At 67.8% G+C, this 13,903-nt stretch carries 12 protein-coding genes; 11 read left to right on the top strand and 1 reads right to left on the bottom strand.

Annotated features, from left to right (window positions below):
• The first annotated feature begins 110 nt into the window (after nt 1–110).
• The 4 genes from LGR54_RS15460 (at nt 111) to dnaE (ending at nt 6,343) form a co-directional block, all read left to right on the top strand.
• On the top strand, nt 111–1,334 hold the full coding sequence (locus LGR54_RS15460) for a lipoprotein-releasing ABC transporter permease subunit (protein WP_230363197.1): 1,224 nt from the start codon (nt 111–113) through the stop codon (nt 1,332–1,334).
• A gap of 7 nt (nt 1,335–1,341) precedes the next feature.
• Complete coding sequence (locus LGR54_RS15455) at nt 1,342–2,022, top strand: ABC transporter ATP-binding protein (RefSeq protein WP_230362898.1); 681 nt, start codon at nt 1,342–1,344, stop codon at nt 2,020–2,022.
• Between the two features lie 86 nt (nt 2,023–2,108).
• Entirely contained in the window at nt 2,109–2,564 is a 456-nt protein-coding gene (locus tag LGR54_RS15450) for a hypothetical protein (protein ID WP_230362897.1), read from the top strand.
• A gap of 344 nt (nt 2,565–2,908) precedes the next feature.
• Nucleotides 2,909–6,343: a DNA polymerase III subunit alpha gene (gene dnaE, locus LGR54_RS15445; RefSeq protein ID WP_230362896.1), complete on the top strand. Its 3,435-nt coding sequence runs from the start codon at nt 2,909–2,911 to the stop codon at nt 6,341–6,343.
• A gap of 199 nt (nt 6,344–6,542) precedes the next feature.
• Here dnaE and LGR54_RS25780 read toward each other — a convergent pair whose 3' ends face one another.
• The gene (locus LGR54_RS25780) at nt 6,543–6,674 is read right to left on the bottom strand and encodes a hypothetical protein (RefSeq protein WP_255607655.1); all 132 of its coding nucleotides are present in this window, start codon (nt 6,672–6,674) and stop codon (nt 6,543–6,545) included.
• 277 nt (nt 6,675–6,951) lie between these two features.
• Between LGR54_RS25780 and LGR54_RS15440 the strand changes: the two genes are divergently transcribed.
• The 7 genes from LGR54_RS15440 to rseP all read left to right on the top strand — a co-directional run bounded on the left by LGR54_RS15440 (nt 6,952) and on the right by rseP (nt 13,526).
• The gene (locus LGR54_RS15440) at nt 6,952–7,950 is read left to right on the top strand and encodes a 30S ribosomal protein S2 (protein WP_230362895.1); all 999 of its coding nucleotides are present in this window, start codon (nt 6,952–6,954) and stop codon (nt 7,948–7,950) included.
• Between the two features lie 162 nt (nt 7,951–8,112).
• Nucleotides 8,113–9,036, top strand: coding sequence for a translation elongation factor Ts (gene tsf, locus LGR54_RS15435; RefSeq protein ID WP_230362894.1), 924 nt, complete (start codon nt 8,113–8,115; stop codon nt 9,034–9,036).
• Nucleotides 9,037–9,148: 112 nt separating this feature from the next.
• Complete coding sequence (pyrH, locus tag LGR54_RS15430) at nt 9,149–9,883, top strand: UMP kinase (RefSeq protein ID WP_230362893.1); 735 nt, start codon at nt 9,149–9,151, stop codon at nt 9,881–9,883.
• A gap of 160 nt (nt 9,884–10,043) precedes the next feature.
• Entirely contained in the window at nt 10,044–10,607 is a 564-nt protein-coding gene (frr, locus tag LGR54_RS15425) for a ribosome recycling factor (RefSeq protein ID WP_230362892.1), read from the top strand.
• A gap of 112 nt (nt 10,608–10,719) precedes the next feature.
• Nucleotides 10,720–11,430: an isoprenyl transferase gene (locus tag LGR54_RS15420; RefSeq protein WP_230363196.1), complete on the top strand. Its 711-nt coding sequence runs from the start codon at nt 10,720–10,722 to the stop codon at nt 11,428–11,430.
• A 1-nt stretch (nt 11,431) separates the two neighbouring features.
• The gene (locus tag LGR54_RS15415; RefSeq protein ID WP_230362891.1) at nt 11,432–12,250 is read left to right on the top strand and encodes a phosphatidate cytidylyltransferase; all 819 of its coding nucleotides are present in this window, start codon (nt 11,432–11,434) and stop codon (nt 12,248–12,250) included.
• 130 nt (nt 12,251–12,380) lie between these two features.
• A complete protein-coding gene (gene rseP, locus LGR54_RS15410; RefSeq protein ID WP_230362890.1) occupies nt 12,381–13,526 on the top strand; it encodes an RIP metalloprotease RseP in 1,146 nt (381 codons plus the stop codon).
• Nucleotides 13,527–13,903: the final 377 nt, after the last annotated feature.

Genomic DNA, 13,903 nt, shown 5'->3' with positions numbered 1-13,903 from the left:
TGGCAGTCAAGACCGCAGGAAAAAGCGCAGGTAACGGCGCGGCCGGCAAGGCCGCCCCGGCGGCGGGTGCGGAGCCGTCCGGCACGCGTCCGTTTAGCGCCTTCGAATGGATGCTGTCGCTGCGCTATCTGCGCGCCCGCCGCAAGGAGGGCTTCATCTCGGTGATCGCCGGCTTCTCCTTCCTCGGCATCATGCTGGGCGTGGCGACGCTGATCATCGTCATGGCGGTGATGAACGGCTTCCGCACCGAGCTCCTGTCGAAGATCCTTGGCCTCAACGGCCACCTGCTGGTGCAGCCGATCGACAGCCCGCTGACCGACTACGAGGCCGTCGCCATGCGCATTGCCGGCGTGCCGGGCATCAAGCTCGCCGTGCCGCTGATCGAGGGGCAGGCGCTGGCCTCCTCGGCCTTCAATGCCTCGGGCGTGCTGGTGCGCGGCATCTCGGAGACCAATCTGCGGGCGCTGCCCTCGATCGGCTCCAATATCCGCGAGGGCACGCTGCAGGGCTTCGACACCGGCGAGGGTATCGCCATCGGCAAGCGCCTCGCCGACCAGCTCTCGCTGCATGCCGGCGACAACATGACCCTGGTGTCGCCGCGCGGCTCGGTCACGCCGATGGGAACCAGCCCGCGCATCAAGGCCTACCGGATCGCCGCGATCTTCGAGATCGGCATGTCGGAATATGACAGCGCCTTCGTGTTCATGCCGCTGCCGGAGGCGCAGGCCTATTTCAACAAGGATGGCGACGTCACCGCCATCGAGGTCTACACCGACAATGCCGACGCCATGGAGAAATACCGGGCGGCGGTGCAGCAGGCGGCGCAGCGGCCGGTCTACATCGTCGACTGGCGACAGCGAAACGCCACCTTCTTCAACGCGCTGCAGGTGGAGCGGAACGTGATGTTCCTCATCCTCACCCTCATCGTGGTGGTGGCGGCGTTCAACATCGTCTCCGGCCTCAACATGCTGGTGAAGGACAAGGGCCGCGACATCGGCATATTGCGCACCATGGGCGCGTCGCGCGGGGCGATCATGCGCATCTTCCTCGTCACCGGCGCTGCCATCGGCGTGGTCGGCACGCTGGCCGGCTTCCTGCTCGGCCTCGTCGTGTGCCTCAACGTCGAGGAGATCCGCCAGTTCATCTCCTGGCTGACCGCCACCGAGCTGTTCTCGCCGGAGCTCTACTACCTGTCGCGCCTGCCGGCGGAGATGAATGCCGGCGAGACCACCTCGGTGGTGATCATGGCGCTGATCCTTTCCTTCCTCGCTCCGCTCTACCCGTCCTGGCGCGCCGCGCGCCTCGATCCGGTGGAAGCGCTGCGCTACGAGTGAGGCGGAGATGGCTGTCGCACTGCGCCTTGAGAGCATCGAACGCCGCTACGTCCAGGGCGAGGGCACGCTGGAAATCCTGCGCGGCGCCGACTTCGTGGTGATGGAAGGCCAGTCGGTGGCGCTGGTCGCGCCGTCCGGCACCGGCAAGTCGACGCTGCTGCATATTGCCGGCCTGCTGGAGCACCAGGATGCCGGCGAGGTCTACCTCGGCGAGCAGGGCACGGCCGGCCTGCCCGACGCCGAGCGCACCCGCATCCGCCGCACCGATATCGGCTTCGTCTACCAGTTCCACCACCTGCTGCCGGAATTCTCGGCGCTGGAGAACGTGATGCTGCCGCAGATGATCCGGGGTCTCGCCAAGCGCGAGGCGGCGGCGCGCGGCAAGGAGCTGCTGGGCTATCTCGGCCTCGGCAAGCGGCTGGAACATCGGCCCGGCGAGCTCTCCGGCGGTGAGCAGCAGCGCGTCGCCATCGCCCGCGCGGTGGCCAATGCGCCGCGGGTGTTGCTGGCCGACGAGCCGACCGGCAATCTCGATCCGCACACCGCCGACCACGTGTTCCATGCGTTGCAGCAGCTCGTCGAGGCCACCGGATTGGCGGCGGTGATCGCCACCCACAATCTTGATCTCGCCGCTCGCATGCACCGCCGGGTTACCCTGCAGGACGGTGCCGTCGTCGAGCTCGCCTGATCGCCTGATAATTTTTCTTGCCGCGGCGGCCGTCCGCCGCAATAGTTTCGGGAGATGCCTCGGATGCCCCCTGAGGAGCTCACCGGATGGACTCGCCGTGGCTTGATCATCTGACGATGCTGTCCGCCGCCGTGATCGCCGCGGTGCTGCTGATCGTTGTGCTGCGCCTGTTCGGCATTCGCCATGTCGCGCCGGTCGCCGAGCGGCAGCTGGCGGGCGACGGCGAATACCACTACGTGATCCATCCCGCCGACACGCACCGGGCCAAGCTCGGACGCTTCTCCGAACTCGCCGCCACCCCCTCGGGCTATGACTGCGTGGCCGAACTGGTCCCGGAGACTTCCAGGGCGCGCGATGTCCGCATCCATGTGGTGGTGGAAGGGGCGACGGTCGGCGAGATCGCGCGCCGCGAGGTGCGCAGTTTCATGGCGGCGATGAACGGCAAGCCGGCGCGCTGCGACGCGGTGATCGTCGCCCCGCGCGAGACCACGCGCAGCCCCTCCGTGCGCCTCGATCTCGCCTGGCCGCCGCGTATCGCCTGAGGCGTTGTCGACGATTCGACGCTCCGCGTTAGTCCTTTCGCAACCAACGACAAGAACGTAAAGAGAACAAAGCTTGACCTGAGGCCGTTTATCCCCGATGTTCTCTATATGTTCCGCGTCAGTCACGTCGCAAGGGAGAACGTCATGATCCGCATCCTGCTCCAGGAAGTCGCCGCTCTGTCCTCCATCGGCCTGTTCGTGGCCATGATCGGCATCTGGGCCGGGGTGTTCACCGGCGTCTGAGGATCGCGGGGACAGAGGGCGTCCTCGCGCGGACGCGAGTGGCGTCGCCCGCCGCCATCCCCCACCATGCAGTTTGGTGAGTCGCGAGCAGGAGGAAGATCATGGCCGAGGCGGATGTCGGGTTCGTGCATCTCCACGTCCATTCCTCCTATTCGCTGCTGGAGGGCGCGCTGCCGGTCGGCAAGCTCGCCGAGCTGGTGAAGAAGGACCGCCAGCCCGCCATCGCCCTGACCGACACCGGCAATCTGTTCGGCGCGCTGGAATTCTCCGAGAAGATGGCTGGCGCCGGCATCCAGCCTATCGTCGGCTGCTCGCTCGCCATCGATTTCGGCGACCAGGCGGGAAGGGGGGCGGCGCATGCCCAGCGCCCGCGCATCGTGCTGCTCGCCGCCGACGAGACCGGCTGGGGCCATCTGATGGAGCTGGTGTCGCGCTCCTATCTCGACACCGCCGACGACGGCGCCCCGCACATCAAGTCCGACTGGCTGGAGGCCCACCATGCCGGGCTGATCGCGCTCACCGGCGGCCCGTCCGGCCCGATCGACAAGGCGCTGGTGCTCGGCGCGCCCGATGTGGCGGCGCAGCGGCTGGAAGCGCTGAAGGTGCTGTTCGGCGACCGGCTCTATGTCGAGGTGCAGCGCCACGGCATCGGCGAGGAGCGCCGGGTCGAGCGGTCGCTCATCGAGCTCGCCTATCGGCTGGAGCTGCCGCTGGTCGCCGCCAACGAGCCGTTCTTTGCCGCGCAGGACGACTATGAGGCGCATGACGCGCTGATCTGCATCGCCGAGGGCCGCCTCGTCGCCGAGGATGGGCGCCGCCAGCTCACCCCCCAGCACCGTTTCCGCACCCGCGCGGAGATGATGGAGTTGTTCGCCGACCTGCCGGAGGCGCTGGCCAACACCATCGAGGTGGCGCGGCGCTGCGCCTATCGCCCGCGCACGGTGAAGCCGATCCTGCCGCGCTTCACCATGGAGCGCGATGAGGCCGAGGAACTGCGCGTACAGGCGGAGGAGGGGCTCGCCGCCCGCCTCGGCGTCCACGGCCCGGCACCGGGGCTGACCGAGAAGGACTATCAGGACCGGCTCGCCTTCGAGCTGTCCATCATCGAGAAGATGAAGTTCCCCGGCTACTTCCTGATCGTGTCGGACTTCATCAAATGGGCGAAGGCGCACGGCATCCCGGTGGGGCCGGGGCGTGGGTCCGGCGCCGGCTCGCTGGTCGCCTATTCGCTGACCATCACCGATCTCGACCCGCTGCGCTTCGGCCTGCTGTTCGAGCGCTTCCTGAACCCCGAGCGCGTGTCGATGCCGGACTTCGACATCGACTTCTGCCAGGAGCGCCGCGACGAGGTGATCCGCTATGTGCAGCAGCGCTACGGCCGCAACCAGGTGGCGCAGATCATCACCTTCGGTACGCTGCAGGCGCGTGGCGTGCTGCGCGACGTCGGCCGGGTGCTGGAAATGCCCTATGGCCAGGTCGACAAGCTGTGCAAGCTGGTGCCGCAGAACCCGGCCAACCCGGTCACGCTGAAGCAGGCGATCAATGACGAGCCGCGCCTGCAGGCCGAGGCCGAGGCGAACCCGGTGGTGAAGCGCGCCTTCGACATCGCCACCAAGCTGGAGGGGCTGAACCGCCACGCCTCCACCCATGCCGCCGGCATCGTGATTGGCGACCGGCCGCTGGCCCAGCTGGTGCCGCTGTACCGAGACCCGCGTTCCGACATGCCGGTGACGCAGTACAACATGAAGTGGATCGAGCAGGCCGGGCTGGTGAAGTTCGACTTCCTCGGCCTGAAGACGCTCACCACCTTGCAGACCGCCGTCCGGCTGGTGGCCCAGAGCGGCATCGAGCTCGATCTTTCCACCATCCCGCTCGACGACAAGAAAAGCTACGCCATGCTCACCCGCGGCGAGACGGTGGGCGTGTTCCAGGTGGAAAGCGCCGGCATGCGGCGGGCGCTGGTCGACATGAAGCCGGACCGGCTGGAGGACATCATCGCGCTGGTGGCGCTCTACCGGCCGGGCCCGATGGCCAACATTCCCGTTTATTGCGCAGTGAAGAACGGGCAGGAACAGGCCGTCTACGCCCATCCCGCCCTGGAGGGCAGCCTCAAGGAGACCTACGGCGTCATCATCTACCAGGAACAGGTGATGCAGATCGCCCAGACGCTGTCGGGCTATTCGCTCGGCGAGGCGGACCTGCTGCGCCGCGCCATGGGCAAGAAGATCCGCGCCGAGATGGATAAGCAGCGCGAGCGCTTCGTCGACGGCGCGGTGGAAAACAAGGTGCCGAAGGCCAAGGCGTCGGAGATCTTCGACCTGCTGGCCAAGTTCGCCGATTACGGCTTCAACAAGAGCCATGCGGCAGCCTATGCGCTGGTGTCGTACCAGACCGCCTATCTGAAGGCGAACTACGCTACCGAGTTCCTCGCCGCCTCGATGACGCTCGACATGGGCAACACCGACAAGCTCGCCGAATTCCGCCAGGATGCCCAGCGGCTCGGCATCACGGTGGTGCCGCCCTCGGTGAACCATTCGGGCCGCGAATTCGCGGTGAAGGACGGGCGCATCCTCTACGCGCTCGCCGCCATCAAGGGCGTCGGCGTGCAGGCGGTGGACGCCATCGTCGACGCGCGGGGGGATAGGCCGTTCAAGGACCTCGCCGACTTCGCCGCCCGCATCAACGCCAAGGCGCTCAACAAGCGCACCATGGAGAGCCTGGTCAATGCCGGCGCCTTCGATGCGCTGGAGCCGAACCGCGCCCGCGCCTCGGCGGCGATCGAGGCGGTAATGGGCCACGCCGCCGCCGCCGGCGCCGAGGCGGCGCTCGGCCAGGGCAACATGTTCGGCGGCCCGTCGACGGCGGCGGATCTGCGCATTCCTGCTGTCGAGGCCTGGCTGCCGGCGGAGAAGCTGCAGAAGGAATATGACGCCATCGGCTTCTTCCTCACGGGCCATCCGCTCGACGATTACGGCAAGACGCTGGAGCGCTTCCGCGTGCAGCGCTGGAGCGACTTCTCCCGCTCGGTGCGCGCCGGTGCCTCCGCCGGGCGGCTGGCGGCCACGGTGGTGAGCAAGCAGGAGCGCCGCACCAAGACCGGCAACAAGATGGGCATTGTCGGCCTGTCCGATCCTTCCGGCCAGTTCGAGGCGGTGCTGTTCTCCGAATCGCTGAACCAGTTCCGCGATCTCCTCGAGCCGGGGAGGGCGCTGCTGCTGCATGTCGCCGCGGAATTGCAGGGCGAGGACGTGCGTGCCCGTATCCAGACCTGCGAGCCGCTCGACGAGGCGGCCTCCAAGATGCAGAAGGCGCTGCGCATCTTTCTGCGCTCGCCGGAGCCGCTGGAAAGCGTGGCGTCGCGGCTCTCCTCGCTCGGAGGCGGGCGCGGCGATGGCGAGGTCGCTGTCGTGCTGCTGCTTGGCGAGCGCGGCGAGACCGAGGTGGAGGTGAAGCTGCCGGGCCGCTTTGGCCTGTCGCCGCAGATCGCCGGCGCCATCAAGGCGGTGCCCGGCGTGGTGGCGGTGGAGATGCATTGAGCGTCCGGGCAGCATGCGGCCCGGCGCTGCGACGAGCATCGCCAGTGGAGGAGCCGGCGACGTCGAACCTTTCCGCTTGCGGCGACAGGCGATGATCGGGGAGAGGTCGCTATAAGGGCGCGCGTCAGGGTCCATCCAGGAGGGTCATCCTGAGGCGTGATTCCGGGGCGCAGGTGAGGTGCAACGAGGGCGACGCCGTTCAGCCACGCGGTCCGGCCGTGGGCGCGAAGCCGCGGGCGAACTGGGCTCCGTGCGTGGTCTGCTCGCTGGCCAGAACCGGATAGCGCCTGCGCCCGGTGTCTTCGGCGGCGTGCATGGTGGCGAGGTTCACCGGGGCGCCGGGTATCCGGATGCGCGCGGTGTACGTGCTTTCCGCGCTTCGCCCCCGGGTTCCGCGCCAGCGTAGCCTTCGGCTCCCGTCCCGGCGCCCCGGGATCCGGCCCGCACTCTTGCTTAACATCGCCGCCTCGCGTATATGCCGCGCCATCCCGCACGCGGACCTCGCGGCCGGGTTCTCTGCCTATGGTCGAGACCCCCGTCGCTCCGGTGCCGACGCCGAATTCCCGGCTCGGCCATGTCCGCGGAGGCTAACCGGAAGAGACACGACTATGGCGATCCCCGATTTCTCCATGCGTCAGCTGCTTGAAGCTGGCGTGCACTTTGGGCATCAGTCCCACCGCTGGAACCCGAAGATGGCCCCGTTCATCTTCGGCACCCGCAACAACATCCACATCATCGACCTCGCCCAGACGGTGCCCTCGCTGGCCCGCGCGCTGCAGGTGGTGTCCGACACCGTGGCCCGTGGTGGCCGCGTGCTGTTCGTCGGCACCAAGCGCCAGGCGGCCGATGCCGTTGCCGATGCCGCCAAGCGTTCGGCTCAGTATTATGTGAACTCCCGCTGGCTCGGCGGCATGCTGACCAACTGGAAGACCATCTCCCACTCCATCGCCCGTCTGAAGAAGCTCGAAGAGCTGCTCAACGCCGGCGAGGGCGTCGGCTACACGAAGAAGGAGCGCCTGACGCTCCAGCGCGAGAAGGAAAAGCTCGATCGCGCGCTCGGCGGCATCCGCGACATGGGCGGCCTGCCGGACCTGCTCTTCGTGATCGACACCAACAAGGAAGACCTCGCGGTCGCCGAGGCGCGTCGCCTGGGTATCCCGGTCGCGGCGATTCTCGACACCAACTGCGATCCGGACGGCATTTCCTATCCGGTTCCGGGCAATGACGACGCCGGCCGCGCCATCAACCTGTATTGCGACCTGATCGCCCGCGCCGCCATCGACGGCATCGGCCGCGCCCAGGGCGATTTCGGTGTCGACATCGGCGCCGCCGAGGTTCCGCTGATCGAGGATCTGCCGGCCGAGACCACCTGGTCGTCCTTCGAGCCGCTGTCCGGCCCGCGCGGCCCGGCCGACGACCTGAAGAAGCTGACCGGCGTTTCCCCGGCCATCGAGAAGAAGCTGACCGATCTCGGCATCTTCCACTTCTCGCAGATCGCCGGTCTCGACGCTGCCGACGCCCACCGCATCGGCGAGGAAGTCGGCCTGCCGGGTCGCGTGGATGGCTGGGTCGCCCAGGCCAAGGAGCTGACCGCCGAGGTCGAGTGACCGACGCGGAAGGCTCGCGGCGGCCATAGGCTGTCGCTCGGATCGTGAAGTCGCGGCCGGCCCGGAACCCTCCGGCCGGCCGTGTCGTCAAATGACACATGCACGAATGATACGTCGCAGATGACACCTGCGAATCGTGTCGATTGGAATGAGGAACGGGATATGGCCAACATCACCGCGGGCATGGTGAAGGAGCTGCGCGAGAAGACCGGCGCCGGCATGATGGATTGCAAGAACGCGCTGGGCGAGGTCGAGGGCGACATCGAGGCCGCTATCGACTGGCTGCGCAAGAAGGGCCTTGCCAAGGCTGCCAAAAAGGCTGGCCGCGTCGCCGCCGAAGGTCTGATCGGCCTCGCGCTCGCCGGCACCAAGGGCGTGGTGGTCGAGGTGAACTCCGAGACCGACTTCGTCGCCCGCAACGAGCAGTTCCAGGCGCTGGTGCGCAACATCGCCCAGGTGGCGCTTGTCGCCGGCGACGACGTCGCGGCCATCGGCGCGGCGGCCTATCCGGCCGGCGGCACCGTCAGCGAGGCGATCTCCAGCGCCGTGGCCACCATCGGCGAGCACATGAATCTGCGCCGCGCCAAGGAGCTGTCGGTCAGCTCCGGCGTTGTCGCCAGCTACATCCACGGCTCGGTGGGCGAAGGCCTCGGCAAGATCGGCGTGCTGGTCGCGCTCGAATCGACCGGCAAGGCCGATGAGCTCGCGGCCCTCGGCCGCCAGATCGCCATGCATGTCGCCGCCGCCAACCCGCAGGCGCTCGACGCGGCCGGCATCGACGCCGACGTGGTTGCCCGTGAGCGCGGCGTGCTGGCCGAGAAGGCCAAGGCCTCCGGCAAGCCGGACAACGTCGTCGAGAAGATCGTCGAGAGCGGCCTGAAGACCTTCTACAAGGAAGTCACGCTGGTCGAGCAGCCCTTCATCCACGAGCCCTCCAAGACCGTCGCCCAGGCGGTGAAGGAGAGCGAGGGCAAGGTAGGCGCGCCGATCAAGGTTGCCGGCTTCGTGCGCTTCGCTCTTGGCGAGGGCGTGGAGAAGCAGGAGAGCGACTTCGCCGCCGAGGTCGCCGCTGCTGCCGGCGCCTGAGACGCAGCACGCGTTTGTTGATAAGACCACGCCGGGCCGCCACGAGGCGCCCGGCGTGTTTTAGTATGAGGCGGGGCGTGTCGGCGCCGCGCACAGCATGAAAAGGTGCCTCATGTCCGAAACGGGCGAACCGCAGGAAGTGTCCTACCGGCGCGTGCTGGTGAAGGTGTCCGGTGAAGCCCTGATGGGCAGCGAGGCGTTCGGCCTGCACTGGCCGACCATCGAGGGCATCGCCCGCGATCTCGCCGACGCCCACAAGGCGGGTGCCGAGGTGGCCGTGGTGGTGGGCGGCGGCAACATATTGCGCGGCGCCAGCGTCGCCGGCCGCGGCCTCGACCGCGCCACCGCCGATCATATGGGCATGCTGGCGACGGTGATGAACGCGCTGGCGCTGGAGAAGGCGATCGAGGAGGCCGGCTCGCCGGCCCGCACGCTTTCCGCCATCCCGATGCCGACCATCTGCGAGCCCTATGCCCGCCAGACCGCCTCGCGCCATTTGTCGCGCGGGCGCATCGTCGTGCTGGCCGGTGGCACCGGCAATCCGTATTTCACCACCGACACCGGCGCCGTGCTGCGCGCCGCCGAGCTCGAATGCGACGCGGTGATGAAGGCGACCAATGTCGATGGCGTCTACACCGCCGATCCCAAGCGCGATCCCGACGCGGTGCGCTATGAGCGTCTCACCCATGACGAGGCGCTCGCCAAGGATCTGAAGGTGATGGACGCCGCCGCCTTCGCGCTGGCGCGCGAGGCGAAGCTGCCGATCATCGTGTTCTCCATCCGCCAGCCCGGTGCCATCGAGGATGCCGTGCGGGGGAGGGGGCGCTCCACCACCGTGGCGCCCTGACCGGGCGTCGATGCCGCGCTGCGGCATGGAATAAGGCGTCTGCGCGCTTGCCTCGCGCGGCAAACCATTTGATATAGCCGGGTCCGGCCGCTCGCGGTGCTGGTGCCGCGTCGAGCGGACCGCGCCACGCAGGCCCGGCCTAGCAAGAAGAGGGTCCGCTATGAGCACTGGTCCGTCCGATATCGCCGATCTCAAGCGCCGTATGCAGGGCGCCATCGGTGTCCTGAAGCAGGAGCTGAGCGGCCTGCGCACCGGCCGCGCCTCGGCGAGCCTCCTGGAGCCGATCCAGGTAGATGCCTACGGCGCCCACATGCCGCTGAACCAGTGTGCCTCGGTGAACGTGCCGGAGCCGCGCCTGCTCTCCGTGCAGGTCTGGGACCGTGGCATGGTGTCGGCGGTGGAGAAGGCGATCCGCGATTCGAATCTCGGCCTCAACCCGCAGACCGAAGGCCAGGTGATCCGGGTGCGCATTCCCGAGCTCACCCAGGACCGTCGCCAGGAGCTGGTGAAGGTCGCGCACAAATACGCTGAGGCGTGCCGCGTCTCGGTGCGCCATGTGCGCCGCGACGGCATGGACAGCCTGAAGAAGGCGGAGAAGGACGGGGACATCAGCGCCGACGAGCAGACCCGTCTGTCCGATCAGGTGCAGAAGGCCACCGACCAGTCGATCGCCGAGGTCGATCAGGTGCTGGCGACCAAGGAAAAGGAAATCCTGGCGGTTTGAGCGCGGGCCGGACGACGGCGCGGAGTTGGCCTCCTTGAAGATCGCGAAGTTCGACGTGTCAGACGATGCACAGATCGAGGCGGGGCGGCCGGCGGCCGCACCCGGCGGTCCGATGCCGCGGCACGTCGCCATCATCATGGATGGCAACGGCCGCTGGGCGACGTCGCACGGCCTACCGCGCTTTGAGGGCCATCGCCGTGGTGTCGAGGCGGTGCGACGTACCATCGCCGCCGCCATCGAGTTCGGCATCGAAGCGCTGACCGTGTTCAGCTTCTCCAGCGAGAACTGGACCCGCCCCGAGGGCGAGGTCGACGAGCTCATGGGGCTGTTGAAGCTGTTCATCCGCCGGGACCTTCAGGATCTCCACACCCGCAATGTGCGGGTGCGCATCCTCGGCGAGGGGCATCCGCGCGATGGCGAGATCCAGGCGATGCTGCGCGAGGCGGAAATCCTGACCGCCGGCAATACCGGCCTGACGCTGGCCGTCGCCTTCAATTACGGCTCGCAGAACGAGATCGCCCGCGCCGCCCGCGCCCTGGCGCGGGAAGTGGCGGCGGGACGGCTGTCGCCGGAGGAGATCACCCCGGAACGGCTGGCCGGTTCGCTCGATACGCAGGGTCTGCCGCCGCTCGATCTTCTCATCCGGACCAGCGGCGAGCAGCGGCTGTCGAACTTCCTGCTCTGGCAGGCGGCCTATGCCGAGCTGGTGTTTTTGCCGGTGCTGTGGCCGGATTTCGACCGCGCCTGGTTCGAGCAGGCGCTCAAGGAATTCGCCGGCCGCGAACGCCGGTTCGGCGGCCTCGACGCGCCGGGGCGCTCCTGAATTGAAGATCGGTGCGGATTTCCTGCCGCGGCTGGGTTCGGCGCTGGTGCTGGCGCCGCTGGTCATTGCCGCTGCGGCATGGGGCGGGCGCCCCTTCGTGCTCTTGTGTTTCCTCGCCAGCCTGATGCTGCTGTGGGAATGGGCCAAGATGGCGCGGCTGCCGCGCCTGCCGGTTCTGATCGCGCTGGGCGGCGGCGGCATCGCCGTCTCGCTGTTCGCCGCGGTGGCCGGGCCTTCGGTCCTGGCGCTGGCGCTTCCCATCGGGGCGCTGGCGTCGGCGCTGGTCATGCGGGGGACGATGGCACTGCGCCTGTGGGCGCTGGCGGGCGTGCTCTATGCCGGCGTCATGGGCTTCTCGCTGACGCTGCTGCGTCTCGATCCCGGCTATGGGCTCGTTGCCATCATCTGGCTGCTGGCCGTGGTGTGGACCACCGACATCGCCGCCTATTTCTGCGGCCGGCTGATCGGCGGGCCTAAGCTGTGGCGGCGGATCAGTCCCAACAAGACCTGGTCGGGCTCGATCGGCGGCGTGGTGTTCGCGGTAGCCGCGGGCATGCTGACCGTGTGGCTCGCCGGCATCGACTCCGCGCTGCTTGCTGCCCCGGCGGCACTGGCGGCCAGCGTCTGCAGCCAGGCCGGCGATCTGTTCGAATCGGCGATGAAGCGCCGGTTCGGGGTGAAGGATTCCGGCCATCTCATCCCCGGCCATGGCGGGTTGATGGATCGACTGGACGGGCTGGTCGCCGCGGCCGTGCTCGCCTGCTGCATCGGCCTCTTGCGTCATCCGATGGCGCCGGCCGCCGGTCTGCTGGTGTGGTGAGCGCCGGACGGGGCGCGGTAAATGTGGCGGGCTGCCGTTTCTCTGCCAAACTTGGCGGCGACATCATGGTAGCAAGGTCTCATGCGGTCCGGCCCCGGCCCGCGGTCGACGTGCAGATGAGGAAAGCGAAATGAACATGCTCTCGTCGATGGGAGGCGGCGCCGAATGGCTGCTGGGCTATCTCGTCCCGTTCCTCTTCGTGCTGACGATCGTGGTGTTCTTCCATGAGCTCGGCCATTTCTGGGTGGCGCGGCGGGCCGGGGTGAAGGTGGTGGCCTTCTCCATCGGCTTCGGGCCGGAGATCGTCGGCTTCAACGACCGGCACGGCACGCGCTGGAAGTTGTCGGCGATACCCCTCGGCGGCTATGTGAAATTCCTCGGCGACGACAACGCCGCCTCCGCGCCCGACCGCGACGGCCTCTCGCATATGACCGAGGCGGAGAAGAAGGTCAGCTTCTTCCACAAGTCGGTCGGCGCGCGCGCCGCCATCGTCGCCGCCGGCCCGATCGCCAATTTCATCCTCGCCATCGTCATCTTCGCCGGCCTGTTCATGACGGTGGGGCGGCAGGTGGCGACGCCGCGCGTCGACGCCATCCAGGCCGGCAGTGCCGCCGAGAAGGCCGGCTTCCAGCCGCATGATCTGATCCTGTCGATCGACGGCGCGCCCATCGAATCGTTCAGCGACATGCAGCGCATCGTCAGCGCCAGCGCCGACGTGCCGCTCAGCGTCCAGATCGACCGCGGCGGCGAACACCGTGTGCTGACCGCGACGCCGGATCGCCGCGAGATCACCGATACGTTCGGCAATGTGCACCGGATCGGCGTGCTCGGCATCTCCCGCTCCACCGGGGCTGGGGATGTGACGACCCAGCGATTCGGTCCGGTGGAAGCGGTGGGCCTCGCCGGCAAGGAGGTGTGGTTCATCGTCGACCGCACCTTCTCCTATCTCGGCGGGGTGGTCACCGGGCGCGAATCCGCCGACCAACTGGGGGGGCCGATTCGTATCGCCCAGGTGTCGGGGCAGGTGGCGACCTTCGGAATCGGCGCGCTTCTGCAGCTGGCGGCGGTTCTGTCGGTTTCGATTGGTCTTCTTAACCTCTTCCCCGTACCCTTGCTCGATGGTGGACATCTGATGTTCTACGCCATCGAAGCGTTGCGCGGCCGTCCGCTCAGCGACCGGGCGCAGGAGGTCGGTTTCCGCATCGGACTTGCCCTGGTGCTGATGCTCATGCTGTTTGCGACGTGGAACGATATTCTCAATATATCAAAATCTTGACGCCCCTCTGCCCAAGCGTTGCCGGTGTGCCACGGCGGCGGGAAAAGGCGGTTGGGCGGCGGGGGCTTCGGTTTGCAGGCTTGGCAAAAGCCTGTACAAGCGGAGCGCTGGGTGAAAGACCGCGCTTGTCTGCGCTTGCGTGGGCAGTGCCACTTCAGAATAACGGTAAGGTTGCGCACCAAATGGCTGTAAGTGTCCGGTTCGTTAGTAAGATGGCTTCGGTCCTGGGCGTCGTCGCCCTCATGGCCGTGGCGGGGGTCGCCGGATCCATTGTCGCGCCTGTTAGCGCCGTTGCGCAGACAGCGAATTCGATCATTGTCGAGGGCAACCGCCGCGTAGATGCGGAGACGGTGCGTTCGTATTTCGGGACGCCGCCG

The sequence above is a fragment of the Ancylobacter sp. Lp-2 genome (assembly GCF_020523795.1).
GTDB lineage: Bacteria > Pseudomonadota > Alphaproteobacteria > Rhizobiales > Xanthobacteraceae > Ancylobacter.
The sequence above is the reverse complement of the archived record's forward strand: the minus strand, read 5'-3'. Positions and strand labels throughout refer to the sequence as shown.